The organism is Citrobacter sp. Cy070, from assembly GCF_030332245.1.
GTDB lineage: Bacteria > Pseudomonadota > Gammaproteobacteria > Enterobacterales > Enterobacteriaceae > Citrobacter > Citrobacter youngae.
On record NZ_JAOWIG010000065.1, the window covers coordinates 203,372 to 230,263 of the forward strand.

A 26,892-nucleotide genomic window follows, 5' to 3' on the forward strand; every position below is an offset into this window, starting at 1 on the left:
GCAACCATGTCTTCTCATCCCTACGTTAGTCAGCAAAATACACCGCTGGATGATGATATCACCCTCATGTCGACCACCGATTTACAAAGCTATATCACCCATGCGAACGATACCTTTGTTCAGGTCAGCGGCTATCAGCTGAATGAATTACTTGCTCAGCCGCACAACCTGGTTCGTCACCCGGACATGCCGAAAGCGGCGTTTGCGGATATGTGGTACACCCTGAAACAGGGGGAACCGTGGAGCGGTATTGTGAAAAACCGGCGGAAGAATGGCGATCACTACTGGGTGAGGGCCAATGCGGTGCCGATGGTGCGGGAAGGACGCGTAACCGGGTATATGTCGATCCGTACCCGGGCGACGGAAGCGGAAATCGCGGCGGTCGAACCTTTATATAAAGCACTCAATGAAGGCCGTTGTCATCGGCGCGTCCATAAGGGGCTGGTGGTACGTAAAGGCTGGTTGGGTAAACTCCCGTCGCTTCCGGTTCGCTGGCGGGTACGCAGTGTCATGGCTTTTATGTTTGTCATCCTGGCAACTGCGCTACAGCAGATGGGCGCTGAATGGCCGCAACTGTTGGTGAGCGCGCTGGTGATGATGCTGGCGACGGTTATTTTCGAATGGCAGATTGTGCGCCCCATTGAGAATGTTGCCCAGCAGGCACTGAAAGTCGCGACCGGTGAGCGCAACAGCGTGACCCATCTTAACCGTAGCGATGAACTGGGTCTGATGCTACGGGCGGTGGGGCAGCTAGGGTTAATGTGCCGTTGGCTTATTCATGACGTGTCGAGTCAGGTCAGCTGTGTGCGTAACGACAGTGAAACGCTGGCGAAAGGCAGCGATGATTTAAACAAGCATACGCAGCAGACGGTAGAAAATGTGCAGGAAACGGTCACCACCATGAATCAGATGGCGGCATCGGTGAAGCAAAACTCTGCGACAGCAGCGGCGGCTGACAAGCTGTCTATTGCCGCCAGCAGCGCAGCGACACAGGGCGGTGAGGCGATGGATACAGTCATTAAAACAATGGACGATATTGCCAACAGCACCCAACGGATCGGCACTATCACGACCCTGATTAACGATATCGCCTTCCAGACAAATATTCTGGCGCTGAATGCGGCGGTTGAAGCGGCCAGGGCTGGCGAACAAGGAAAAGGATTTGCGGTGGTGGCCGGAGAGGTACGCCATCTTGCCAGTCGTAGTGCAAGCGCAGCAAATGACATCCGTAAACTGATTGATGCCAGCGCCGACAAGGTGCAGTCCGGCTCCGATCAGGTTCATGCCGCAGGGCGGACAATGGATGATATTGTGGCGCAGGTCCAGAATGTGACGCAGTTGATTGCTCAAATCAGCCATTCAACGCTGGAGCAGTCAGATGGTCTTTCCAGCCTGACCCGTGCCGTAAATGAGTTGAGCAATATTACGCAGAAAAATGCCGAACTGGTCGAAGAGAGCGCGCAGATTTCAGCAATGGTGAAACATCGTGCCGGTCGCCTGGAAGATGCGGTGACCGTGCTGCATTAATTCTCACCCTATCCCATTTTCCCGCCAAACGCTTATCGTCCCCGGTAGGCGTTTTTTGTAATGATTTTGTTAATCATATATTAAATGATACCACTTTGGTATTACGATTCTATTTTCCTTATTCTGTTCTGACCGCGAGCGTCCTGTTTTTAAATATTGTTAAATATCGCTTATATAACGATCGGTCTTGATTTATTCATCGTCAAAAACTATTTCGTAACATTGGTGAAAATTAAAAAACGATCAATATCATAAAGTTAGATGATTGTTGACCGATAAGGATATCTGTCTGAAGAAAACTGTCTCCAGGGAGAAAATATGTTCTTGCATAACGTAAAGATTCGCTCGAAATTATTTATCGCGTTTGGTTTGTTTATTGTACTGATGATGGTGAGTTCGGGCCTTTCGCTGTTGAGTCTGGATCGTAGTAACAGTGGGATGCAGAACATCATTACCAATGACTATCCGATTACGGTAAAAGCCAATCTGCTCATTGATAATTTTCAGGAGTTTGTCAGTACTCAACAATTGATGTTATTGGATGAGGAAGGCAAATGGACCCAGGCGTCCCAGAAAAAGCTCGATACCATCAGCCAGCAAATTTCTGCTCTGCTGGATGCGCTGAGTGCTGCACCTCTCAATGATGCATCCAAAAAAATTGTTGCGGATATCCGCGATGTGCGTGAGCAGTATCTGGCTTCCCGATTCCGCATTCTGCAGGCGCTGCAGAATCACGATCGCTCCGGTGCGATGCACGAGATGATGACCCGCACGGTGAATGTGCAGCAGGCGTATAAAGCAAAAGTGCAGGAATTGATCGCCATTGAAGATGCCCAGATGCAGAAGGCGGGCGCTCAGGTGGAATATGATTTCCACACCAATCGCGCGCTGTTGATTACTCTGGCGCTGATAAGCATTGCCGCCGGTTGTGTGATGGGGTGGTATATTGTGCGCTCAATTACCCGACCTCTTAATGAAGCTGTGCAGTTTGCCGAGGCGATTGCGCAGGGCGACCTTACTCGCAACATCAGTATGGAACAGAAGGATGAGACCGGTGTGCTGCTGCAAGCGCTGATGGCAATGAAAACCCGACTGTTAGAGATTGTCGAGGAAGTGCAAAACGGCTCCGAAAATATCTCTGCGGCGGCGGCGCAGATTGTCGCGGGTAATCAGGATTTGGCTGCGCGTACCGAAGAACAGGCAAGCTCGGTAGAACAGACAGCGGCGTCGATGGAACAAATTACAGCGACGGTCAAAACGACGGCAGACCATACCCATGAAGCGACGAAGCTGTCTACGGGAGCGGCGGCGGTGGTGAAAAACAACGGTGAGATGATGAATCAGGTGACGCAGAAAATACGCGTGATTAATGAAACCTCTAACCGTATGTCAGAGATTATCAACCTGATAGATTCGATTGCTTTTCAAACCAATATTTTGGCGCTGAATGCGGCTGTCGAAGCGGCGCGCGCCGGTGAGCATGGACGTGGTTTCGCGGTAGTAGCCGGAGAAGTGCGTCAACTGGCGCAAAAAAGCGCATCGTCTGCCAGTGAGATCCGCAATCTGATTGAAGACTCCACCAGTCAAACCCGGGAAGGACTGGTGCTGGTTGAAAAAGCCAACGCGTTGATCAATGGAATGGTCACTAACGTTGAAGAAATGGATGTGATATTGCGGGAAATTGGTCAGGCCAGCCGCGAGCAGACGGACGGTATTTCGCAGATTAACAGTGCGATTGGCCTGATCGACACCACCACGCAACAGAACTCCTGTCTGGTAGAGGAGTCCGTTGCGGCAGCGGCGTCATTAAACGAACAGGCATTACACTTAAAAGAGATGATTAAAGTGTTCCGCGTACGTAAAGAGGACGCGCAGCCTGCTTAATCAAGCTGGGTGATGTCCAGCGATGCGCGATCGATAATACCGATGATCTTCTTGATTTGCGCTTCGCTGGTGTCACCGTGATTGACCCGCAGATCCAGCACGGCTTTAAAATTCTCCAGTGCTCTTTTCATCTGTGGATTCTTGCGTAATTCAAAGCCGACACAGCGTGCTTTAATACGTTCGTGGATATGTTCCAGATGTTCCTGGTTCTCTTCCAGCCATTGCAGGCCTTGCTCGGTGATTGTGATTTGCTTACGTCCGCCTTCCTCGTCACGGATGGCGATAAGCGACTGATCCTGCAAGAAATCCAGTGTCGGATAAATCACGCCCGGGCTTGGGGTGTAATTACCCTGAGTCAATGTTTCAATGGCTTTGATTAGCTCATAACCGTGACTGGCATCGCGGGTCAAAATATCGAGAATCACCAGCCGTAATTCGCCGTGGCCGAAGAAACGCTGACGTCGACCGCCACCGCCACCGCCGCCGCGACCGTGGCGGTGTCCGCAGCCATGCTCATGGTGGTGTTCTTTGTTACAGCCTTCGTGATGACGTTCTTCACCTTTACAGCAACCTTCGTGGTGTTCGCTGTGATGACCTTCGTGGCGATGTCCTTCACCCTTACAGCAGCCTTCGTGCTGGTGTTCTGCATGTTTGCAGCACCCTTCATGATGATCTTGCATCATTCATCTCCTGACATTATTTAGATATATCTAATTTATATCTAAACTTTTTCTATTTGCAAGTGCATGCAGGAATATTAATTTAATTTATTGATTTATATATATTTATTTTTTTGTTTCGCGTTTGGGGTGCGCTATCCATACTCTATCAAAAAAGTTCTTGCAATATTCTCAATTAGCAATCATTATCATTTAAAATTTATTTAGATATATCTAATCTCTGTCACGAAGGCGAAAAAATGACAAATAACACTCCACGCTATCCACAGCGCGTTCGCAATGAGCTGCGCTTCCGTGAACTGACCGTCCTGCGGGTTGAACGTATCAGCGCGGGTTTCCAGCGCATTGTACTGGGCGGTGACGCTCTGGATGGTTTTAGCTCACATGGTTTTGACGACCACACCAAGGTCTTTTTCCCTGAGCCGGGCAGTCACTTTGTGCCGCCCGTAGTGACGGATGAGGGGATTGTCTGGCCGGAGGGTGTGCGTCCGGTATCCCGTGATTACACGCCGTTGTATGACCAGGCACGCCATGAACTGGCGCTGGATTTTTATATCCACGACGGCGGCGTGGCGAGTACGTGGGCGATGAATGCGCGTGAAGGTGACAAATTGACGATTGGCGGACCGCGTGGCTCGCTGGTGGTACCAGAAGACTATGCGTACCAGGTTTACGTGTGTGATGAATCTGGAATGCCTGCGCTACGTCGTCGGCTGGAGGCGATCGGTCGTTTAGCGGTACGTCCAAACGTGACGGCGCTGGTTAGCGTACACGATGCAGCGTATCAGGATTATTTCGCTCATCTCGATGGTTTTACGATTCAGTGGTTTGTCGGCCATGACGAACAGGCAGTGAATGATCAGCTTTCACAGCTGACCGTACCTGCACAGGATTATTTCATTTGGATAACTGGCGAAGGAAAAGTGGTGAAAAACCTGAGCGCTCGCTTTGCTACTGAGGCTTTCGATCAGCAGTTGGTGCGTGCCGCGGCTTACTGGCATCAACGTCGGAACGTTAATTAATAATGTGACGGTGAAACGCCAAACGCCTGGCGGAATGCATAGCTAAACGCTGCGGTGCTTGAATATCCCACATCGAGCGCCACGGCGGTTACGCTTTTATTTTTCTTCAGCATGAGTACAGACTCCAGAATTCGCATTTTTTGCTTCCAGACGCTGAAGGGTAATCCGGTTTCTTTTTTGAAATGACGCGAAAAGGTACGGGCAGACATACCCAAATGTTGTGCCCAATACTCTACTGAATGTTCCAGCGCCGGTGACGCTTGTATTGTTCGGCACACATGGGTTAATTCACGATCCTGCGGCCAGGGTAATACAAAGGCGACCTCTGGTAATTGCAGAATAATGTCAACCAGCACACTGACCAGTTTGCCTTCTTTTGACTGGCTATCATAATGGCCTGAAATTGAATTCGTGGCGTAATGAATAAACTCTCTGGCGAAATCACTGATCGCCACGACTTTACACTCATAGATACTTTCTTCGAGAAAACCCGGTTTAATATCCAGATTCTCTAAATGCACATCATCCAGCGCCCAAACTGCATGCTCAGTATTATTGGGGATCCAGATGCCGTAATGCGCGGGGATTATCCAGCACTTGCCGGCGACATCAATGCGCATACTGCCTTTGCGGGCAAAATGAAACTGCATAAAAGCGTGCGAGTGCTGCGGAACATGGTGGTTGGCTTCCAGGACATAAGAGCGAAAGTAAACGTCCTGCGGCAGTTCTGCCATGGAATCGTCCGGGAAGGAATTCCAATGTTTTTGCGCGAGAGTTTCCATAAATAAATCGTCAATGCTCCCGGTGGTGTGGCCGCTGTTCGATAGATCTTGTCCGCAAATCATAATACATACATTCTTTTTTCCATAATAATCTTGCGTAATAATTAATAGCCCACTTTTGGTAAATACCATGAACACGCTTTGTTCAGATGCTGTCATCGTCAATGAAACAAATGATAACTGGACCCGAATGGGAAAAGAGCTGCTCCAGCAAGCAGATATTCAGATCAATGGTTCCCGCCCCTGGGACATTCAACTTCATCATGCCGGTTTCTTTAAACGGGTGCTGCAACAAGGCTCCCTGGGGCTTGGCGAAAGCTATATGGAAGGCTGGTGGGACTGTGAACGCCTCGATGTTCTGTTTTGCAAAATTCTGAAAGCAAAACTCGACCAGCAAATGCCGGGAAATCTGAAAGATATATTACGTATTGCCAGCGCCCGCCTGTTTAATTTGCAGTCTCGCAGTCGTGCGTGGATTGTCGGTAAAGAACACTACGATATTGGCAACGATCTCTTTGCACTCATGTTGGATCCCCACATGCAATATTCCTGTGGCTACTGGAAAGAGGCAACCACTTTAGAAGACGCGCAAAACGCCAAATTAAAAATGATTTGCGAGAAGCTGCAACTGAAACCGGGTATGCGTTTACTCGATATTGGTTGTGGCTGGGGCGGGCTGGCCGAATATGCGGCGCGTCATTACGGCGTGGCGGTAGAAGGCGTCACTATCTCGAAAGAGCAGCAAAAAATGGCGCAGCAGCGCTGTGAAGGGCTGGACGTTAATATTCTGCTGCAGGATTATCGCGACCTCGATAAACACTACGATCGTATTGTCTCCGTGGGGATGTTTGAACACGTAGGGCCGAAAAACTACGACACCTATTTCAGCATCGCCGACCGTTGTTTAAAACCGGATGGGCTGTTCCTGTTACATACTATTGGTAGCAATAAAAAAGGGATGAGTGTCGATCCGTGGATCAATAAATATATTTTCCCGAATGGCTGCTTACCGGCGATTTCTCATATTGCTGAAGCGAGCGAGTCGCGATTCGTGATGGAAGACTGGCATAACTTTGGCAGTGACTATGATAAAACGCTGATGGCCTGGCATGCGCGGTTTAATCAGGCGTGGCCGGAGCTGTCATCGCGTTATTCCGCGACTTTCAGAAGGATGTTCAATTATTACCTGTGCGCTTGTGCTGGTGCGTTCCGCGCCAGAGATATTGAGCTGTGGCAAGTACTGTTTAGCCGGGGCGTAGAAGGCGGGATCCGCGTTTATCGTTAACGTTCCGCCGGATGTCGGCGTTGCCTTATCCGGCCTACAAAGCTTTGCACTCGTAGGCCTGATAAGTGCAGCGCATCAGGCACTTATGGCTTATCCCAACTCACTCTCTGCCAGCGCTTTAAACACCATTGCGACGGCGTGCGCGCCGGGGTCCATATTGCCCAGCAGGCTTTCGCCGCTGAGATACGATGCGCGGCCCGCATTGGCTTTGCTCGACAGACAGGTACGTTCTGCGCCTGCCTGTGCGGCGTCAAAAGCGGCTTGCAGGTTTTGCGGTTGTGCCAGCAGAGACGTCAGTGCGGGTTGCAGCGCGTCAATCATCGTACGGTCACCTTCGTCTGCACCACCGTAGAACTTCATCTGCGCCAGGCCCGTATTCAGCGCCTCGGCAACGTTAGCCCCTTGTTCGAGTTTCTGCCCGGCGGCGGTAAAGAAGATGGACATCAGTACGCCGCTGGACCCGCCCATCACCACGGTCAGGCGTTCGCCGATCAGGGCGAACAGCGTGGCAAGGTTATCCAGTGGCAGTCGCTGACGATGCAGCAGGTCAGCGATTTCACGTGCACCAGCGGCAAAAGTTGAACCCGTATCACCATCGCCTACTTTGGCATCCAGCGCGTTGAGGTGTGTTTCCAGATCGGAAAGCGTTCCGGTGACCTGCTCAATAATCCCGGCAACCAGCGTGTTGGCTGAGGGCTGGAATTCGACACGCGCGCTGCGCTGCGATGACGGCACACAGTTGATTTCGCGTGGTGGAACCGGGGTTGGCCAACTGCTGGTTTCTACTTCGGTTAACAGTGCTTTTTCGATGCTCTCTTCCAGTACGATGGCGGTCAGCGAGAAACCTTTCATATCCAGGGCGGTGACCAGCGAGGCCGGGCCAATCAGCCAGTCGATACGCGGATGCAGTGGGCTGTTTGCCAGTTCCCGAGTGATAATAGCCATTTCAGCAACGGACACGCCGCCCAGGTTATTAATCATTACTGCCAGACGGCCGGTTTCGGGCAGTGCCGCCAGCAGTTTATCCACCATCAAATTCACCACCTGCGCACTGTTTTGCGTGTCGATAACCGAAGCACCCGGTTCGCCGTGAATGCCCATGCCCAGTTCGGCATGGCCCGCATGATGGCGCGGTGCAGCGTCGGTTTCCTGCGGCAGGTGGCAACTGGAAATGGCGACGCCCAGGCTGAAGGTGTTACTTGCTGCATACTGCGCTTCACGCAGGACGGTAGCGAGGTTGTAGCCGCGTTCAGCGAAATAGCCTGCCACTTTATGAACCAGGATAGTGCCCGCAATCCCGCGAGGATGCTTGTTATCCGGCAGGGAGATATCGTCGCCGACAATCAGCATTTCGACGTTATAGCCAAGGCGACGGGCTTTCTCGGCGGCGAGACCGAAATTAAGACGGTCACCGGTGTAATTTTTAACGATCAATAAACAGCCCGCCTCACCGGTCACCGCCTGAATGGCGGTCAGTACCGCATCCACGCTCGGGGAGGCGAAAACGTCGCCACAGACCGCAGCGGTGAGCATGCCTTTACCGATAAAACCAACGTGCGCAGGTTCGTGTCCCGAACCGCCGCCAGAAATGACCGCCACGTTATCTTTGTTGAGATCGCGACGTACCACGATGCGAATAGCCGGATCGCTTTCCAGACGCGCCAGATTGTTCCACGGACTGGTGATAATCGTACCGTCGATGACGTCGTTAACGAGTTGGGTACGCTGATTAAAAAAGAATTGAGACATAACGGCTCCTCGAGGTTGAGTGTAAGACAAACCCCCGAATGCATTGTCATGGTGCGGAGGCGATGGGGAGATTCTGGCGGAGTCAGCGTGGAAAAAAACAGCGGCAAAATGAGTTTCATTACGGAACGTAATTGTTATTTTTTGTTCCGTAATGGAACGCATTTGTGAGATGAACGATCACAATGCGAGCCCGCTCGACTTTTTTATCGCCTTTTCAATGCTGGCCACACCGCACAGTAAACGTTTTGTTACTGCTTTTAACGGCGTCAGAGAGGGGCAAAGGGAATTTGATTTTCGCGTTCTGCAAGGATTTGTCGGAAAATGAACGGATCGGGATCGCAAACCTTAGTATTTTCAGGGTTAACCGTTTCAATATGGAACGCATGTCATTTTTATCTGTTTCATATCAGAACAAAAAGACGAATGATTTTTTTGTTCCCGCCTCGCCATACAGTTATTGCATCGCTCCGGTCTCCCGTTTTCGCCGTTCGCAATAGGCTAAACAGGTTAACGCCAGGGCTCACCATGTAAAAACATGTACTTATTTGAGGATGAAAGGAATGCTAAAAGTTATTCAATCTCCAGCCAAATATCTCCAGGGTCCTGACGCTTCTACCTTATTTGGTCAATACGCTAAAAATCTGGCAGACAGCTTTTTCGTGATTGCAGATGACTTCGTCATGAAACTGGCGGGAGACAAAGTACTCAATGGCCTGCACAGCCACGGTATTAGTTGCCACGCGGAACGCTTCAATGGCGAATGCAGCCATGTTGAAATTAATCGCCTGATTGCCATTCTGAAGCAGCACGGTTGCCGTGGTGTGGTTGGGATTGGCGGTGGGAAAACGCTGGATACAGCCAAAGCGATCGGTTACTACCAGAAACTGCCGGTGGTGGTGATCCCAACTATCGCCTCAACTGATGCGCCAACCAGTGCGCTGTCTGTTATCTATACCGAAGCCGGTGAGTTCGAAGAATATCTGATCTACCCGAAAAACCCGGATATGGTTGTCATGGATACGGCAATTATCGCCAAAGCGCCGGTACGTCTGCTGGTAGCCGGGATGGGCGATGCGCTCTCGACCTGGTTTGAAGCAAAAGCGTGTTTTGATGCCAGAGCGACCAGCATGGCGGGAGGACAGTCCACGGCGGCGGCCCTGAGCCTGGCGCGCTTGTGCTATGATACGTTGCTGGCAGAAGGTGAAAAGGCTCGCCTGGCGGCGCAAGCTGGCGTGGTGACCGATGCTCTGGAACGTATCGTGGAAGCGAACACTTACCTCAGCGGCATCGGCTTTGAAAGCAGCGGTCTTGCAGGGGCGCATGCGATCCACAACGGCTTTACGATTCTGGAAGAGTGCCACCATTTGTACCACGGTGAAAAAGTCGCCTTTGGTACGCTGGCGCAACTGGTGCTGCAGAACAGCCCGATGGAAGAGATCGAAACGGTGCTGAATTTCTGCCAGAAAGTAGATCTGCCGGTAACGCTGGCGCAAATGGGCGTGAAAGACGGCATCGACGCTAAGATTATGGCCGTTGCGAAAGCCACCTGCGCGGAAGGTGAAACCATTCACAATATGCCGTTCCCGGTGACGCCTGAAAGCGTCCATGCCGCTATTCTGACGGCAGACCTGCTGGGACAGCAGTGGCTGGCACGTTAATCAGACGTCGGTAAGCCTTTTATTTGGCATCTTCTCCCCCTCTGGCAGTCTCTGCCGGAGGGGTTGTCTATGGTAAAACAGCGGAAATGGATATGACGGCGCACACTCATGGCATCGGGAAGGAAGTCTCTTCGGTCATTGCTCAGTCATGGCATCGTTGCAGCAAGTTTATGCAGCGGGAAACCTGGCAGGCACCGCATCAGGCACAGGGACTGACTTTTGCGTCGATTTGTCGCCGTAAGACTGCGCTACTGACGATTGGACAGGCTGCGCTGGAAGATGCCTGGGAGTTTATGGATGGACGTCCGTGCGCACTGCTGATTCTGGATGAATCGGCTTGTATTCTCAGCCGGTGCGGCGATCCGCAGACGGTGGAACAGCTGGCGGAACTTGGCTTTCGTGACGGTAGCTACTGTGCGGAAAGCATTATCGGCAGTTGTGCGCTATCGCTGGCAACGATGCCAGGGCAGCCGACAAAAACCTCTGGCGATCAGCATTTTAAGCAGGCGCTGCATCCGTGGTCGTTCTGCTCGACGCCGGTATTCGATAACCATGGTCGACTGTTTGGCTCTATTTCCTTGTGCTGTCTGGTAGAGCATGAGTGCGTTTCTGATTTGTCCCTGACGCTGGCGATTGCCAGAGAAGTCGGCAACTCTTTGCTGACTGATAGCCTGCTGGCCGAATCTAACCGCCATCTGAATCAGATGTACGGACTGCTGGAAAGCATGGATGATGGCGTGATGGCGTGGAACGAGCAGGGCGTTCTGCAATTTCTTAATGCCCGTGCCGCTTTGCTTTTACATCTGGATGCACAGGCCAGCCAGGGTAAAAACATTAATGACTTGCTCAATCTGCCCATGCTGCTGCGCCGGGCGATCAAACATGCCCGCGGCCTGAATCACGTCGAAGTCACCTTTGAAAGTCAGCATCAGTTTGTTGATGCCGTCATTACCCTGAAGCCGATTGTTGAAGAGCAGGGTAACAGCTTTATTCTGCTGCTGCACCCGGTCGAACAAATGCGCCAACTGATGACCAGCCAGCTCGGAAAAGTCAGCCACACCTTTGAACAGATGTCGACGGATGACCCGGAAACCCGCCGGCTGATCCATTTTGGTCGCCAGGCGGCGAGAGGGAGTTTCCCTATTCTGTTGTGTGGTGAAGAGGGAGTGGGTAAAGAGCTATTGAGCCAGGCTATTCACAATGAAAGTGAACGTGCCAGCGGGCCGTATATCGCCGTGAACTGCCAACTGTATGCCAACAGCGTGCTGGGGCAGGATTTTATGGGCAGTGCGCCAACCGATGATGAAAACGGTCGGCTGAGCCGCCTTGAACTGGCGAACGGCGGTACGCTGTTTCTGGAAAAAATTGAGTATCTGGCACCAGAGTTGCAATCCGCGTTGTTGCAGGTTATCAAGCAGGGCGTATTGACCCGACTTGATGCCCGCCGCCTGATCCCGGTAGATGTCAAAGTGATTGCTACTACCACGGTTGATCTCGCCAACCTGGTGGAGCAAAACCGCTTTAGCCGCCAACTGTATTACGCGTTACACTCCTTTGAAATTGTTATTCCACCGCTGCGGGCACGGCGTAACAGCATTCCGGCGCTGATTCATACACGCTTAAATAGCCTGAAAAAACGCTTTTCATCTAGCCTGAAGCTGGACGATGACGCGCTGGCGCAACTGGTGGCCTACTCGTGGCCGGGCAATGATTTTGAACTCAACAGCATTATCGAAAATATCGCCATTAGTAGCGACAATGGCCATATTCGCCTGAGTAATCTGCCGGATTATCTGTTTGCCGAACGTCCGGGTCTGGAAGCAGCATCTTCACTGCTGCCAGCCAGCCTGACGTTTACCGCCATCGAAAAAGAGGCGATTATCCATGCCGCCCGCGTCACCAGCGGACGTGTGCAGGAAATGTCGCAACTGTTGAATATTGGCCGCACCACCTTGTGGCGCAAGATGAAGCAGTACGACATCGATGCCAGCCAGTTTAAGCGCAAACATCTGGAGTAGTTTCTTCGATTCTGGCCATCGAAAACAGCGCATCTGACAGACGATTGATGTAACGCTTAAGCTCATCACGCAGCGTCAACGTTCTGCCCATGGTGATGAGGAGTCGCTCCAGCCGACGCGCCAGCGTGCGCGCAACGTGTAGCTGTGCCGATGCGAGGTTTTTCCCCGGAATAACAAACTCTTTTAGCGGACCGCTTTGCGTCATATTGCGATCAATAAGCTGCTCCAGCGCCTGAATATCCTCGGGACTGATCGTCTGCGTTAAGCGAGCAAGACCCTTCTCATCGCTGGCAAGTTCCGCGCCGAGCACAAACAGCGTCTTCTGGATGGTATGTAAATCCTGGCGAAGCTCTGTCAGGCGCGTGCTGGCGTAGCAGACGCCAAGCTGGGAAATCAGTTCGTCCACGGTGCCATAGGCATTCACGCGGATATCGTCTTTGTCGATACGGCTGCCGCCAAACAGCGCGGTTGTGCCCTTATCACCAGTGCGGGTATAGATACGGTACATTTATGTTATCTCGCTGAAAGGAAGCACTTTGACCAGTTGACCAGCATTGGCACCAAGCGTGCGGATCTGCGCCATTCCGGCGGCGATATGACCACGGATCAGCGCCCGATCCTCTGGCAACTGGGCGTGGGTTAAAGCAATATCACCCGTGGCGTTAAGACCAAGACCGACACGCAGCGTGGAGCTTTTGGCCGCAAGTTTGCTCAACGCCAGCGCACAGTCATTCTCGTCGCAACAGACCGTCCGGCATGGGACGCCTTGCTCTTCCAGTCCCCAGCACAGTTCATCAAGCGCGCGGGTATCCTGCCAGCGTGGGTGATAAAACAGATGTACGCCCGGTGATGAAAGTGACATTGCGCCCCCTTTGGATTAGAAAGCCTGACGGAAGATCTCGGCAATTTCTTTCTCGTTCCCTTTGCGCGGGTTAGAGAAGGCGTTGCCGTCCTTCAGCGCCATTTCCGCCATGTACGGGAAATCGGCTTCTTTGACGCCCAGATCGCGCAGATGCTGCGGAATGCCGATATCAGCGGAGAGACGGGCGATGGCGTGAATGGCCAGCTCAGCGGCATCCATGGTTGACAGCCCGTCGGTGTTCTCGCCCATAAACTCAGCGATATCGGCAAATTTTTCCGGGTTAGCGATGAGGTTATAACGGGCTACGTGTGGCAGCAATACCGCATTTGCCACGCCGTGCGGCATGTCGTACAGACCACCGAGCTGGTGTGCCATCGCATGAACATAGCCGAGATTGGCGTTGTTGAAGGCCATACCCGCCAGCAGCGAAGCATAGGCCATATTTTCACGGGCTTTCAGGTTGCTGCCCAGCGCCACAGCCTGACGTAAATTACGCGCGATCAGGCGGATCGCCTGGATAGCGGCGGCATCGGTGACCGGGTTGGCATCTTTGGAAATATAGGCTTCCACGGCGTGGGTCAGGGCGTCCATCCCGGTGGCGGCGGTCAGCGGGGCGGGTTTACCGAGCATCAGCAGCGGGTCATTAATGGAAACCGACGGCAGGTTACGCCAGCTGACGATCACGAATTTCACTTTGGTCTTGGTATTGGTCAGCACGCAGTGGCGGGTGACTTCGCTGGCGGTACCGGCAGTGGTATTCACCGCGACAATCGGCGGCAGCGGGTTGGTCAGGGTTTCAATCCCGGCATAGCTGTAGAGATCGCCTTCGTGCGTGGCTGCGATACCGATACCTTTACCGCAGTCATGCGGGCTACCGCCGCCGACAGTAACGATGATATCGCACTGCTCTTTACGAAAGACCTCCAGACCGTCGCGCACGTTGGTATCTTTAGGGTTCGGCTCTACGCCGTCAAATACGACCACCTCAATCCCGGCTTCACGCAGATGTGCCAGCGTTTTATCTACCGCACCGTCTTTTATCGCCCGCAGACCTTTATCGGTGACCAGCAGCGCTTTTTTACCGCCTAATAGTTTGCAACGTTCGCCGACAACGGAAATAGCATTGGGGCCAAAGAAGTTCACATTTGGCACCAGGTAATCAAACATACGATAGCTCATAATATACCTTCTTAGATTTAAATTATAATTCAGAGAAACAATTCAGTGCGGTTTCTGCTAATAATCTGTCTTGTTCCACGGTGCCGCCGCTAACGCCGACGGCACCAATTAATTGACCGTCAAATACAACAGGTAAACCGCCACCAAAAATAACGATTCGCTGTTGGTTGGTGAGCTGTAAACCATATAGAGAAGCACCTGGTTGTACTGCATCGGTAATTTCATGGGTGCCCTGCCGCAGACAGCAGGCGGTCCAGGCTTTATTGAGAGAAATATCACAACTGGTGACAAACGCCTCGTCCATGCGCTGCATCAGTAGCGTGTTTCCGCCGTGGTCGACCACGGAAAAGACCACCGGAACGTTGATTTCAATCGCTTTTGCCTCGACGGCAGTCGCCATTTTCTTTGCGGCCGCCAGCGTAATGGTGGCAATTTGTTGGCTCTTATTCACAGTATCTCCTGACAAGGTTGTAGGGCTGAGGTCGCAAAAAATATCGCGCTACAGCTATTTTTTCTCATTGGGTTTTCTGTATTTTCTCGCGACGCGTTATTAAGTCAATAGTGTGGATTTTTCTAAAATATTAATTTAATTCCCTGCGTTCGGCATTTGTTGATAATGATCATTTAAGCGCGTCACAATTCTTTATGGATATTCCTGTTGACCGTTTCAATATGAAACGCTGACATTTAAATATGTATCAAATTGGAACGTAATTAATTTTATTTTTTTATCGGCCTGCTCATTTAAAGTTCGGCTATTGCTGATAAAGGCGATTGCTGGGGGGATAGAGCACCAGCGATACAGCCTGGCGTCCCTATTCTTTATCTTTTGAGTCTATAAACTATGAGAAGATCAAAACGATTCGAAGTTCTTGCGAAGCGCCCTGTAAATCAGGATGGGCTTATTGGCGAATGGCCGGAAGAAGGTCTGATCGCCATGGAAAGTCCCTACGATCCAGCCTCTTCTGTGAAGGTGGAAAAGGGTCGTATCGTTGAACTGGACGGCAAGCGCCGCGCCGAGTTCGACATGATTGACCGCTTTATTGCCGACTACGCGATAAACGTGGCTGAAACCGAGCGTGCCATGCAGCTCGACGCACTGGAGATCGCCAGAATGCTGGTGGATATCCACGTCAGTCGCGAAGAGATCATTGCTATTACCACCGCTATTACCCCGGCGAAAGCGGTGGAGGTGATGGCGAAAATGAACGTGGTAGAGATGATGATGGCGCTGCAAAAAATGCGCGCCCGACGCACCCCCTCTAACCAGTGCCATGTGACCAACCTGAAAGATAATCCGGTGCAGATTGCCGCCGATGCCGCTGAAGCGGGGATTCGTGGTTTTTCCGAACAGGAAACGACGGTCGGGATTGCCCGCTATGCGCCGTTTAACGCCCTTGCGCTGTTGGTCGGTTCTCAGTGTGGTCGCCCTGGCGTACTGACACAATGTTCTGTTGAAGAGGCTACTGAGCTGGAGCTGGGAATGCGTGGGTTAACCAGCTACGCCGAAACGGTGTCGGTCTACGGAACGGAATCGGTATTCACTGACGGCGACGATACGCCATGGTCAAAAGCATTTCTCGCCTCGGCCTATGCGTCCCGCGGCCTGAAGATGCGCTATACCTCCGGTACCGGTTCGGAAGCCTTGATGGGCTATTCCGAAAGTAAATCGATGCTGTACCTGGAGTCGCGCTGCATTTTTATCACCAAAGGCGCGGGTGTACAGGGGCTGCAAAACGGCGCGGTTAGCTGTATCGGGATGACGGGCGCAGTGCCGTCGGGGATCCGCGCGGTACTGGCGGAAAACCTGATTGCGTCGATGCTCGACCTTGAAGTGGCCTCGGCTAATGACCAGACCTTCTCACACTCCGATATTCGCCGTACCGCCCGCACCCTGATGCAGATGCTGCCCGGCACCGACTTTATCTTCTCTGGCTATAGCGCCGTCCCCAATTACGACAACATGTTTGCCGGTTCTAACTTCGATGCTGAAGACTTCGATGATTACAACATACTGCAACGTGACCTGATGGTTGACGGCGGCCTGCGCCCGGTAACCGAAGAAGAAACCATCGCTATCCGTAACAAGGCGGCGCGGGCTATCCAGGCGGTATTCCGAGAACTGGGCCTGCCGACTATCAGTGATGAGGAAGTGGAGGCTGCCACCTACGCTCACGGCAGCAAAGACATGCCTGCGCGCAATGTGGTGGAAGATCTGGCGGCAGTGGAAGAGATGATGAAGCGCAACATTACCGGGCTGGATATCGTCGGGGCGCTAAGCGGTAGCGGATTTGAAGATATCGCCAGCAATATTCTCAATATGTTGAGACAGCGCGTGACCGGTGATTACCTGCAAACATCGGCCATTCTGGATCGTCAGTTCGACGTGGTCAGCGCCGTGAATGACATCAATGATTATCAGGGACCCGGCACCGGCTATCGCATCAGTGCCGAACGCTGGGCAGAAATTAAAAATATTGCGGGCGTGGTTCAGCCCAGCTCGATTGAATAAGGCGGTACACCGTGGAATGCACAACTGAACGTAAGCCCGTTTTTACCTTGCAGGTCAGTGAAGGCGAGGCGGCAAAAGCAGACGATCGCGCTGATGAAGTGGTGATTGGCGTCGGGCCGGCCTTTGGCAAGCACCAGCATAAAACCCTGATTGATATGCCGCACAACGCGATTCTGAAAGAGCTGGTGGCAGGGATTGAAGAAGAGGGGCTGCATGCGCGAGTGGTGAGAATTCTGCGCACCTCTGATGTCTCTTTTATGGCGTGGGATGCGGCGAACCTCAGTGGCTCCGGCATCGGGATTGGTATTCAGTCAAAGGGAACCACAGTTATTCATCAGCGTGATTTGCTGCCCCTGAGTAACCTTGAACTCTTCTCTCAGGCCCCGCTGCTGACGCTGGAAACCTATCGCCAGATTGGAAAGAACGCTGCGCGCTATGCACGCAAAGAGTCGCCCTCGCCGGTTCCGGTGGTCAATGACCAGATGGTGCGCCCCAAATTTATGGCCAAAGCCGCGCTGTTTCACATTAAAGAAACCAAGCATGTGGTGCAGGATGCTGCGCCTGTCACGCTGCATATTGCATTAGTAAGGGAATGACAATGAACGACAACATCATGACCGCGCAGGATTATCCTTTAGCTACCCGCTGCCCGGAGAAAATCCTGACCCCCACCGGGAAACCGCTAACCGATATCACCCTTGAGAATGTGCTGGCGGGACATGTAGGGCCGCAGGATGTGCGTATTTCTCAGCAAACGCTGGAGTATCAGGCGCAGATTGCCGAACAGATGCAACGTCACGCCGTGGCGCGCAACTTCCGCCGCGCGGCCGAACTGATTGCCATCCCGGATACCCGCATTCTGGAAATCTACAACGCGCTACGTCCGTTTCGCTCTTCATTCGCGGAGCTACAGGCGATCGCTGATGAGCTGGAACATACCTGGCACGCGACGGTGAACGCCGGATTTGTGCGTGAGTCGGCAGAGGTGTATCAGCAGAGAAACAAGCTGCGTAAAGGCAGCCAGTGACGGAGGGAATATGCCGTTAATCGCAGGGATTGATATCGGCAACGCCACCACGGAAGTGGCGTTGGCGCAGCATGACCGGTTTATCGCCAGCGGGATTGTCGCGACTACGGGCATGAAAGGAACGCGGGACAATATTGCCGGGGTGGTCGCTTCCCTGCAGCAGGCGCTGGAAAAAACGCCATGGTCGCTTAAAGATGTGGCAAAAATCTGTATCAATGAAGCCGCACCGGTGATTGGCGATGTGGCGATGGAAACCATTACGGAAACCATCATTACCGAATCAACGATGATAGGGCATAACCCACAAACGCCCGGCGGCGTTGGCGTGGGAATGGGAACCACCATTGCTGTGGAGAAGCTGGCGGCATTGAGTGAGGATCGATTTGCTCAGGGCTGGATCCCATTGGTGGGTGAGGCAATGGATTTTCTCGAGGCAGTTTGGCTCATCAATGAGGCACTGGATCGCGGAATCAACGTGGTGGCGGCCATCCTGAAAAAAGATGATGGCGTGTTGGTGAATAATCGCCTGCGTCGGCCAATGCCGGTGGTTGATGAAGTCACCCTGCTGGAGAAGGTGCCGGAAGGCGTGCTGGCGGCGGTTGAAGTCGCGGCCGCGGGCCAGGTTGTTCGTGCACTGTCTAACCCCTACGGCATTGCCACGTTCTTTGCCCTGACGCCGGAGGAAACACAAACCATCGTCCCTATTGCCAGAGCGCTGATTGGTAACCGCTCCGCCGTGGTGCTGAAAACCCCGCAGGGCGATGTGCAATCAAGAGTGATCCCGGCGGGTAAGATCTTTATCCGTGGTGAAAAGCGCGGCGGTGAAGCCGACGTAGCGCAAGGTGCGCAGGCCATTATGCAGGCGATGAACGCCTGCGCGCCCGTGCGCGATATTGGTGGGGAAGCTGGTACGCACGCAGGCGGCATGCTGGAGCGAGTGCGAAAGGTGATGGCCTCGCTGACTGGGCATGATATGAACGCGGTGCATATTCAGGATCTGTTGGCGGTTGATACGTTTATTCCGCGCAAGGTGCAGGGCGGCATCGCCGGGGAGTGTTCGATGGAAAATGCTGTCGGCATTGCGGCGATGGTGAAATCCGATCGTTTACAAATGCAGGCTATTGCCAGCGAGTTGAGCGCGCGATTAAACACCTCCGTTGAAGTAGGAGGGGTAGAGGCCAATATGGCCGTGACAGGTGCGTTAACGACGCCTGGATGTGCTGCACCGCTGGCGATCCTCGATTTAGGCGCAGGTTCCACTGATGCAGCCATCATCAATAGCGAAGGGACAGTAAAGGCGGTACATCTGGCCGGTGCGGGTAATATGGTCAGCCTGTTGATTCAGACGGAGTTGGGTCTGAGCGATCCGTTTCTGGCCGAGGAAATAAAAAAATACCCGTTGGCGAAAGTAGAGAGCCTGTTCAGTATTCGTCATGAGAACGGTGCGGTGGAGTTTTTCCGCGAACCACTCAGCCCATCAGTGTTCGCCAAAGTGGTGTATCTGAAAGATGGCGAGCTGATCCCGGTAGATAACCAGACTTCGCTGGAAAAAATTCGTCTGGTGCGCCGTCAGGCCAAAGAGAAGGTTTTTGTGACCAACTGCCTGCGTGCATTGCGCCAGGTGTCTCCCGGCGGATCCATTCGCGATATCTCTTTCGTGGTGCTGGTGGGCGGTTCCTCGTTGGATTTCGAAATCCCACAGATGATTACCGACGCGCTGGCACATTACGGGGTTGTCGCCGGACAGGGCAACATTCGTGGTACCGAAGGGCCGCGTAATGCGGTGGCGACCGGGCTGGTTTTGGCCGGAATGGCGAATTAATCGTGCAGAAAACAGCCGCCGCAAGCGTTTAGCTGCGGGGTAAATCAAATAAAGGCAACGTTCTCTTTGATATCCCGACGGAGTTGGGTACATAGTATAAATGTGTCTCTCACGTGGTTAATTTTAAGGATAAGAGCATGCCAACAGCAATTGAGAAAGCATTGGATTTTATTGGTGGTATGAACACTTCGGCGTCAGTACCCCATTCAATGGATGAAAGTACCGCTAAGGGAATCCTAAAGTATTTGCATGACTTAGGTGTGCCAGCGAGTCCGGAAGTTGTAATGGCACGGGGTGAGCAGGAGGGATGGAATCCTGAGTTCACGAAAAAAGTAGCCGGATGGGCAGAAAAAGTCGCCTCCGGTAACCGTATCCTTATCAAGAATCCAGAGTATTTTTCGACCTATATGCAGGAGCAGCTCAAAGAACTCGTGTGAGCTGACTATCGAATAACACGCTAACGGACGTTTCCATCTCGGGATGGCAGCGTCCTAATGGCATGCCAGCAATATGGGCTGGCGTATCGCATGATATACCTTATTCCCCGCGTGGCGTGTTCCCAGAGATCATTACACATCCCGAACTACTCAATTATTGGTTTGCCAACAATTGAATATATTTCCCATAACAAAAAGGACCTGCGATTTCTCGCAAGTCCTTGTTTTATTTGGTGGCCCCTGCTGGACTTGAACCAGCGACCAAGCGATTATGAGTCGCCTGCTCTAACCACTGAGCTAAGGGGCCGTGGCGGTGGATTATAAAGTAACTCCGCGTTGCAATCCAGACATAAGCGTACGGATGCTGTTTTTATAAACAATGTATTTTCAGTCCGTTATACTTGTCCCTTGATGTATTGTTCGGAGTAATTATGGTTAAGGACATACTGGCACCGGGGCTGCGGGTAGTATTTTGCGGCATCAATCCGGGGCTCTCTTCTGCGGGTACAGGATTTCCCTTTGAGCATCCCGCGAATCGCTTCTGGAAGGTTATCCATCAGGCGGGGTTCACCGATCGCCAGCTTAAACCTGAAGAGGCACAGCATCTGCTGGATTTCCGCTGCGGCGTGACTAAGTTTGTCGACAGACCAACGGTACAAGCCAATGAAGTGAAGCTACAAGAGATGCGTAGCGGCGGTCGTCTGCTCATTGAGAAAATAGAAGAGTATCAGCCCGCCGCGCTCGCAATCCTCGGTAAGCAGGCCTTTGAGCAGGGCCTTAGCCAGCGTGGGGCGCAGTGGGGGAAGCAGACGTTGACCATTGGCGCGACGCAATTATGGGTATTGCCGAATCCCAGCGGGTTAAGCCGGATCACGCTGGATAAACTGGTGGAAGCGTATCGGGAAGTGAACGACGCCCTGCTCAGGCGGGGACTATAAAGAAAAACGCCACCTTGCGGTGGCGTTTATGCTTATGTGGCGAGATTAATCGTCGAGGAAGCTACGCAGTACTTCAGAGCGGCTCGGGTGGCGCAGTTTACGCAGCGCTTTCGCTTCGATCTGACGGATACGTTCACGGGTAACATCGAACTGTTTACCGACTTCTTCCAGCGTGTGGTCAGTGTTCATATCGATACCGAAACGCATACGCAGAACTTTCGCTTCACGAGCGGTCAGGCCAGCCAGAACGTCGTGCGTTGCGGCACGCAGGCTCTCGGTGGTCGCAGAGTCCAGCGGCAGCTCGAGGGTGGTATCCTCGATGAAATCACCCAGATGCGAATCTTCATCGTCGCCGATCGGCGTTTCCATGGAGATAGGCTCTTTCGCGATCTTCAGCACTTTACGGATCTTGTCTTCTGGCATCAGCATGCGTTCAGCCAGCTCTTCCGGCGTCGGCTCGCGGCCCATCTCTTGCAGCATCTGACGGGAGATACGGTTGAGCTTGTTAATGGTCTCAATCATATGCACCGGGATACGAATGGTACGCGCCTGATCTGCGATCGAACGGGTGATCGCCTGACGGATCCACCAGGTTGCATAGGTGGAGAACTTGTAACCACGACGGTATTCAAACTTATCCACCGCTTTCATCAGACCGATGTTACCTTCCTGAATCAGATCCAGGAACTGCAGGCCACGGTTGGTGTATTTTTTAGCGATAGAGATAACCAGACGTAAGTTCGCTTCAACCATCTCTTTTTTCGCACGGCGGGCTTTCGCTTCACCGATGGACATGCGACGGTTGATATCTTTAACCTGCTCGATGGTCAGGCCGGTTTCTTCTTCAATCTGCTGCAGTTTCTGCAGGCCGCGGTGAACGTCATCGGCCACATCGTGCAGTTTTTCAGACCACGGTTTGTTCATCGCGATTGCCGCGTTGAACCAGGTTTCGCTGGTTTCGTTGCCAGTGAACAGGGTGATGAAGTTTTTCTTCGGCATTTTGCACTGCTCAACGCAGAGCTTCATGATCAGACGTTCCTGAGTACGCACGCGGTCCATCATGACGCGCATGCTGTTTACCAGGTAGTCGAACTGCTTCGGCACCAGGCGGAACTGTTTGAACACTTCGGACAGCTTCTGAATTTCTTCCTGCGCGGCAGCATGGCTGCGGCCTTTCGCTTTGATGGTGTCGCGAGTGATTTCGTACTGAGTACGCAGTTCACCGAATTTTTCACGCGCTAACTCAGGGTCGATGCTGTTGTCGTCATCGCTGCTGTCGTCGTCGCCATCTTCTTCATCTTCGTCTTCATCGTCATCCATCTCTTCCTGAGAGAGTTCAGAACCGACGTGGGTCGCCGTTGGCGCCATGTCTTCTTCCGCGTTTGGATCGACAAAGCCAGTGATCAGATCGGAAAGACGTGCTTCTTCAGCTTCTACGCGATCGTACTGCTCAAGCAGGTAGGTGATAGCTTCCGGGTATTCGGCAACGGAGCATTGAACCTGGTTAATCCCGTCTTCGATGCGTTTAGCTATGTCGATTTCGCCTTCGCGGGTTAACAGTTCAACGGTACCCATTTCACGCATGTACATGCGGACCGGGTCAGTTGTACGACCGATTTCGGACTCAACGCTGGACAGAACCTGGGCAGCCGCTTCTTCCGCGTCTTCATCGGTGCTGTTGGAGGTTTCAGCAAGCAGCAGATCATCGGCATCAGGTGCTTCTTCCATCACCTGAATACCCATGTCATTGATCATTTGGATGATGTCTTCGATTTGATCTGAATCGACGATATCTTCCGGCAGATGGTCATTGACCTCGGCATAGGTCAGATAGCCTTGCTCCTTACCACGTTGGACAAGAAGCTTCAGCTGTGACTGCGGGTTTTGCTCCATAAGACGGTATCCACACTTAATTCGTTTGATTGGTGTTGGGCGGTAAAACCGCCAACGGCAAAACGAGGGCATACTTATATTTTGCCGCTGCCTCTCCGTGCGGCTGTCGGGGGCTTCCCGATCGATATTCGGCAGTTAAGCCGTTAAATACTTTTGTCTTTCTGTTATTTCTTCGCCAGTTCCTGGTTCAGTGTCCAGAGTTCCCGGCGTTCTTCGCTGCTTAAACCGTGTGTGCGCTCACGAGCTATCAACTCTTCCTGGCGCAGTTCAAGCATCGAATCAAACATATGGTTGAGTGAGTCGGTGAAGGTTTTTTCTGCGATATCTTTATCTGCTATATCGTCCCACATCGACAGTTTTTCAAGGGTCGCAGCATCATTTGTACCGCGGTAGTGTTCTAAAAGTTGCCCGGTGGTCAGACCTGGCTGAGCCAGACAAGTGTTGACCAGTTCTCTGAATAAGCCAAGTCCAGGCAGCTTATTGCTATCCAGTGCGCCTAACGGTGGAACCAGCGGGGCGAGCTCCGGGTTTTGCACCAGTAACCCTATAAGTATACGCATGGTCGTACGTTTTAGCTGTGGAACCGGGCGGGAAGCCCCATTTTCTGCCAGTTTTGGCATTAAACGTTCAAGCTGGCTGTCATCCAGAATGCCGAGCTTGTTTCCCAACTCCTGTCGCAGGTAAATGCGCAACGTTTCGCCTGGTACCTGAGTAATCAGCGGTAATGCCAGCGTGCTGAGCTGTGCGCGTCCGTCTGGGGTACTCAAATCCACCTGCGGCAACAGGCTGTTAAATAAAAACGCAGAGAGCGGCAGCGCCTGCTCCATCCGGGCTTCAAAGGCCTCTTTCCCTTCTTTACGCACCAGCGTATCGGGATCTTCGCCGTCAGGTAAAAACATAAAGCGTAGCTGGCGTCCGTCTGTCATATAGGGCAGTGCGGTTTCCAGCGCGCGCCATGCTGCATCGCGCCCGGCGCGGTCGCCGTCGTAACAGCAAATTACGTTGTTCGTCGCGCGGAACAACAGCTGAATGTGATCGGCGGTGGTGGATGTCCCAAGGGATGCCACGGCGTAGTTAATGCCGTATTGCGCCAGCGCCACCACATCCATATAGCCTTCTACCACTAACAGGCGCTGCGGATCGGCGTTATCCTGCTGGGCTTCATAAAGGCCATACAGCTGGCGACCTTTATGGAAAATATCGGTTTCCGGGGAGTTGAGATACTTCGGCAGGGCATCGCCCAGCACGCGTCCACCAAAACCAATGACCCGACCACGTTTGTCGCGGATGGGGAACATCACCCGTTCGCGGAAGCGATCGTAACTGCGTCCCTGATCGTTGGTGACCAACATCCCCGCATCGACCAACGATTTGCGATTCTCAGCATTGCCGCCAAACCGTTTCAGGACGTTGTCCCAGCCGGGGGGCGCAAAACCAATAGCAAAACGGGTGATAACGTCGCTACTTAATCCTCGCTTTTCCAGGTACTGGCGCGCAGGGGTAGCGGCGGGCTGCATCAAAGACTGTTGATAAAAAGTGTTCAGGCCGTCCATCAATTGATAAAGGCTTTGCCGTTGATGGCGCTCTATCTGACTGGGGCCACTGCCTGCTTCATAGGGCACTTCAAGGTTGTGCATTGCGGCCAGTTCTTCGACGGTTTCCACAAACTCGAGCTTGTCGTAGTTCATGAGAAAGTCGACGGCGTTGCCATGCGCGCCACACCCAAAGCAGTGATAAAACTGTTTTTCACCGTTTACGGTGAAAGAGGGGGTTTTTTCGTTATGGAACGGACAGCACGCGTGATAATTTTTGCCCTGCTTTTTCAGCTTTACCCGCGCGTCGATGAGATCGACGATGTCGGTTCTTGCCAGCAGGTCATTGATAAATACGCGTGGAATTCGTCCAGCCATATGCCCCTTTTATACACTTCATCCTTCAGCCTGCCTCTGTGTTGGCTGCGCTCGCTCACCCCTGTCACTTACTTATGTAAGCCCCGGGGCTTCACTCACTTGCCGCCTTGATGCATACTGAATGATTTTGTGTATATGCCAATGCATAAACGAAAATAAGCCGCGCATTCCTTCCGGAAGCACGGCCTTACAACTACAACTCAGTCTGAATTGAGAGCTTTGGCTCTCAATGGATTAGTACAGACGAGTACGGCGTGCGTTTTCGCGAGCCAGTTTCTTCGCGTGACGTTTCACAGCAGAAGCTTTAGCGCGCTTACGTTCGGTAGTCGGTTTTTCATAGAACTCACGACGACGAACTTCCGCCAGAACACCTGCTTTTTCGCATGAACGCTTGAAGCGACGCAGTGCTACGTCGAACGGCTCGTTTTCACGTACTTTAATTACCGGCATGTAACTCTCACCTTTAATAAATTCGGTTTGCCGCTGGCATCAACGCCAGCTTATTTCAAAATGGTGCGGAATTTTACTGCAATTGCTGCTGCTTTGTAAAGCACCGACGCGATTTTGAAAGGGACTTTTATAAGGACAAGGAGTATACACGAGCGGAACTCCTGGGGCGAACAAAGTTTTACATCAACCCGCATTGGTCCTACACTGCGCGGTAATAGAGCGAGGTAAAACAAGTCATGCGTGTACTGGGTATTGAAACATCCTGCGATGAAACCGGCATCGCCATTTACGACGATGAAAAAGGTCTTTTAGCCAACCAATTGTATAGTCAGGTGAAATTACACGCTGACTACGGCGGCGTAGTGCCAGAACTGGCCTCGCGCGATCACGTACGTAAAACCGTACCGCTGATCCAGGCCGCGCTGAAAGAGGCGGGACTGACGGCAAAAGAGATTGATGCGGTAGCGTATACCGCAGGTCCTGGTTTGGTTGGCGCGCTGCTGGTTGGCGCAACCGTAGGACGTTCACTGGCGTTCGCCTGGGGCGTACCAGCAATTCCTGTGCACCATATGGAAGGGCATCTGCTGGCGCCGATGCTGGAAGATAATCCCCCTGCGTTCCCGTTCGTCGCGCTGCTGGTTTCTGGCGGTCACACGCAGCTGATTAGCGTCAACGGTATCGGTCAGTATGAATTACTCGGCGAATCGATTGATGATGCTGCTGGCGAAGCGTTCGACAAAACCGCCAAGCTGCTGGGGCTGGATTACCCTGGCGGCCCAATGCTGTCAAAGCTGGCCTCGCAAGGCGTTGAAAAACGCTTTGTCTTCCCGCGCCCGATGACCGACCGTCCGGGGCTGGATTTCAGCTTCTCCGGGCTGAAAACCTTTGCCGCGAATACCATTCGTAATAACGAAAATGACGATCAGACGCGCGCAGATATCGCCCGTGCCTTTGAAGATGCGGTAGTTGATACGCTGATGATCAAGTGCAAACGCGCGCTGGATCAAACCGGTTTTAAACGTCTGGTGATGGCGGGGGGCGTGAGCGCGAACCGTACGCTGCGCGCAAAATTGGCTGAAATGATGCAAAAACGTCGTGGCGAAGTATTTTACGCGCGTCCGGAATTTTGTACCGACAACGGGGCGATGATCGCCTACGCGGGCATGGTGCGTTTTAAAGCAGGCGCAACGGCGGATCTTGGCGTAACCGTGCGCCCACGCTGGCCGCTGGCGGAATTACCGGCGGCGTGATTTTTTG

General features: G+C 52.6%; 23 protein-coding genes and 1 tRNA gene. 13 read left to right on the forward strand and 11 right to left on the reverse strand.

The window, feature by feature from the left end:
* Positions 1-6 precede the first annotated feature (6 nt).
* Together OGY19_RS11565 and OGY19_RS11570 are read left to right on the forward strand one after the other, a co-directional pair.
* Entirely contained in the window at positions 7-1,527 is a 1,521-nt protein-coding gene (locus OGY19_RS11565; protein WP_048213331.1) for a methyl-accepting chemotaxis protein, read from the forward strand.
* A gap of 318 nt (positions 1,528-1,845) precedes the next feature.
* Positions 1,846-3,411, forward strand: a complete 1,566-nt coding sequence (locus OGY19_RS11570) for a methyl-accepting chemotaxis protein (RefSeq protein ID WP_048213330.1) — start codon at positions 1,846-1,848, stop codon at positions 3,409-3,411.
* Here the strand turns inward: OGY19_RS11570 and OGY19_RS11575 are convergent.
* Positions 3,408-4,091, reverse strand: a complete 684-nt coding sequence (locus tag OGY19_RS11575) for a PadR family transcriptional regulator (RefSeq protein ID WP_115601433.1) — start codon at positions 4,089-4,091, stop codon at positions 3,408-3,410. The two genes, OGY19_RS11570 and OGY19_RS11575, sit on opposite strands and share 4 nt — an antisense overlap.
* Positions 4,092-4,330: 239 nt before the next feature.
* Between OGY19_RS11575 and OGY19_RS11580 the strand changes: the two genes are divergently transcribed.
* A complete protein-coding gene (locus tag OGY19_RS11580) occupies positions 4,331-5,113 on the forward strand; it encodes a siderophore-interacting protein (protein ID WP_115601434.1) in 783 nt (260 codons plus the stop codon).
* On the opposite strand, the gene OGY19_RS11585 is transcribed toward OGY19_RS11580, so the two are convergent.
* Entirely contained in the window at positions 5,110-5,958 is an 849-nt protein-coding gene (locus OGY19_RS11585; protein ID WP_115602379.1) for a helix-turn-helix domain-containing protein, read from the reverse strand. The genes OGY19_RS11580 and OGY19_RS11585 overlap by 4 nt on opposite strands.
* Positions 5,959-6,025: 67 nt before the next feature.
* On the opposite strand from OGY19_RS11585, the gene cfa reads away from it, so the two are divergent.
* The gene (gene cfa / locus OGY19_RS11590; RefSeq protein ID WP_048213327.1) at positions 6,026-7,180 is read left to right on the forward strand and encodes a cyclopropane fatty acyl phospholipid synthase; all 1,155 of its coding nucleotides are present in this window, start codon (positions 6,026-6,028) and stop codon (positions 7,178-7,180) included.
* A 90-nt stretch (positions 7,181-7,270) separates the two neighbouring features.
* Here the strand turns inward: cfa and OGY19_RS11595 are convergent, their stop codons facing one another.
* On the reverse strand, positions 7,271-8,929 hold the full coding sequence (locus OGY19_RS11595) for a glycerone kinase (protein WP_048213326.1): 1,659 nt from the start codon (positions 8,927-8,929) through the stop codon (positions 7,271-7,273).
* A 560-nt stretch (positions 8,930-9,489) separates the two neighbouring features.
* Here OGY19_RS11595 and OGY19_RS11600 point away from each other — a divergent pair.
* Together OGY19_RS11600 and dhaR are read left to right on the forward strand one after the other, a co-directional pair.
* Positions 9,490-10,587, forward strand: a complete 1,098-nt coding sequence (locus tag OGY19_RS11600) for a glycerol dehydrogenase (RefSeq protein ID WP_005131422.1) — start codon at positions 9,490-9,492, stop codon at positions 10,585-10,587.
* Between the two features lie 92 nt (positions 10,588-10,679).
* Entirely contained in the window at positions 10,680-12,605 is a 1,926-nt protein-coding gene (gene dhaR, locus OGY19_RS11605) for a dihydroxyacetone kinase operon transcriptional regulator DhaR (protein ID WP_048213505.1), read from the forward strand.
* Here the strand turns inward: dhaR and OGY19_RS11610 are convergent.
* From OGY19_RS11610 to OGY19_RS11625, 4 genes are read right to left on the reverse strand one after another with little or no spacing between them, the layout of a single operon-like run.
* Positions 12,583-13,113, reverse strand: a complete 531-nt coding sequence (locus OGY19_RS11610) for a cob(I)yrinic acid a,c-diamide adenosyltransferase (protein ID WP_061068651.1) — start codon at positions 13,111-13,113, stop codon at positions 12,583-12,585. The two genes, dhaR and OGY19_RS11610, sit on opposite strands and share 23 nt — an antisense overlap.
* On the reverse strand, positions 13,114-13,467 hold the full coding sequence (locus OGY19_RS11615; RefSeq protein ID WP_061068650.1) for a glycerol dehydratase reactivase beta/small subunit family protein: 354 nt from the start codon (positions 13,465-13,467) through the stop codon (positions 13,114-13,116). It lies immediately after the preceding gene.
* Positions 13,468-13,482: 15 nt separating this feature from the next.
* The gene (gene dhaT / locus OGY19_RS11620; RefSeq protein ID WP_048213323.1) at positions 13,483-14,646 is read right to left on the reverse strand and encodes a 1,3-propanediol dehydrogenase; all 1,164 of its coding nucleotides are present in this window, start codon (positions 14,644-14,646) and stop codon (positions 13,483-13,485) included.
* A 22-nt stretch (positions 14,647-14,668) separates the two neighbouring features.
* Complete coding sequence (locus OGY19_RS11625) at positions 14,669-15,097, reverse strand: GlcG/HbpS family heme-binding protein (protein ID WP_061068649.1); 429 nt, start codon at positions 15,095-15,097, stop codon at positions 14,669-14,671.
* A 393-nt stretch (positions 15,098-15,490) separates the two neighbouring features.
* Here OGY19_RS11625 and OGY19_RS11630 point away from each other — a divergent pair, with 393 nt between their 5' ends.
* The 5 genes from OGY19_RS11630 (at position 15,491) to OGY19_RS11650 (ending at position 20,444) form a co-directional block, all read left to right on the forward strand.
* Positions 15,491-17,158 carry a propanediol/glycerol family dehydratase large subunit gene (locus tag OGY19_RS11630; protein ID WP_061068648.1) on the forward strand — a complete coding sequence of 556 codons (1,668 nt, stop codon included), beginning with the start codon at positions 15,491-15,493 and terminating at the stop codon, positions 17,156-17,158.
* 11 nt (positions 17,159-17,169) lie between these two features.
* On the forward strand, positions 17,170-17,754 hold the full coding sequence (locus OGY19_RS11635) for a propanediol/glycerol family dehydratase medium subunit (RefSeq protein WP_040230555.1): 585 nt from the start codon (positions 17,170-17,172) through the stop codon (positions 17,752-17,754).
* A gap of 2 nt (positions 17,755-17,756) precedes the next feature.
* Positions 17,757-18,185 (forward strand): glycerol dehydratase small subunit DhaB3, encoded by a 429-nt coding sequence (locus OGY19_RS11640; RefSeq protein ID WP_005131409.1) that lies wholly within the window; start codon positions 17,757-17,759, stop codon positions 18,183-18,185.
* A gap of 10 nt (positions 18,186-18,195) precedes the next feature.
* Positions 18,196-20,007: a diol dehydratase reactivase subunit alpha gene (locus OGY19_RS11645; RefSeq protein ID WP_115601435.1), complete on the forward strand. Its 1,812-nt coding sequence runs from the start codon at positions 18,196-18,198 to the stop codon at positions 20,005-20,007.
* 113 nt (positions 20,008-20,120) lie between these two features.
* Positions 20,121-20,444, forward strand: coding sequence for a DUF1889 family protein (locus OGY19_RS11650; RefSeq protein ID WP_001573898.1), 324 nt, complete (start codon positions 20,121-20,123; stop codon positions 20,442-20,444).
* 231 nt (positions 20,445-20,675) lie between these two features.
* Here the strand turns inward: OGY19_RS11650 and OGY19_RS11655 are convergent.
* Positions 20,676-20,751 (reverse strand) — tRNA-Ile (locus tag OGY19_RS11655).
* Between the two features lie 124 nt (positions 20,752-20,875).
* Here OGY19_RS11655 and mug point away from each other — a divergent pair.
* Positions 20,876-21,382, forward strand: coding sequence for a G/U mismatch-specific DNA glycosylase (gene mug / locus OGY19_RS11660; protein WP_115601436.1), 507 nt, complete (start codon positions 20,876-20,878; stop codon positions 21,380-21,382).
* 45 nt (positions 21,383-21,427) lie between these two features.
* Here the strand turns inward: mug and rpoD are convergent, their stop codons facing one another.
* From rpoD to rpsU, 3 genes are all read right to left on the reverse strand, one after another.
* A complete protein-coding gene (gene rpoD, locus OGY19_RS11665) occupies positions 21,428-23,275 on the reverse strand; it encodes an RNA polymerase sigma factor RpoD (protein ID WP_003024699.1) in 1,848 nt (615 codons plus the stop codon).
* Between the two features lie 164 nt (positions 23,276-23,439).
* The gene (dnaG, locus tag OGY19_RS11670) at positions 23,440-25,185 is read right to left on the reverse strand and encodes a DNA primase (protein WP_003024697.1); all 1,746 of its coding nucleotides are present in this window, start codon (positions 25,183-25,185) and stop codon (positions 23,440-23,442) included.
* Between the two features lie 234 nt (positions 25,186-25,419).
* A complete protein-coding gene (gene rpsU / locus OGY19_RS11675) occupies positions 25,420-25,635 on the reverse strand; it encodes a 30S ribosomal protein S21 (RefSeq protein WP_001144069.1) in 216 nt (71 codons plus the stop codon).
* 236 nt (positions 25,636-25,871) lie between these two features.
* Here rpsU and tsaD point away from each other — a divergent pair, with 236 nt between their 5' ends.
* Complete coding sequence (gene tsaD / locus OGY19_RS11680; RefSeq protein WP_115601437.1) at positions 25,872-26,885, forward strand: tRNA (adenosine(37)-N6)-threonylcarbamoyltransferase complex transferase subunit TsaD; 1,014 nt, start codon at positions 25,872-25,874, stop codon at positions 26,883-26,885.
* The last annotated feature ends 7 nt before the right edge of the window (positions 26,886-26,892 follow it).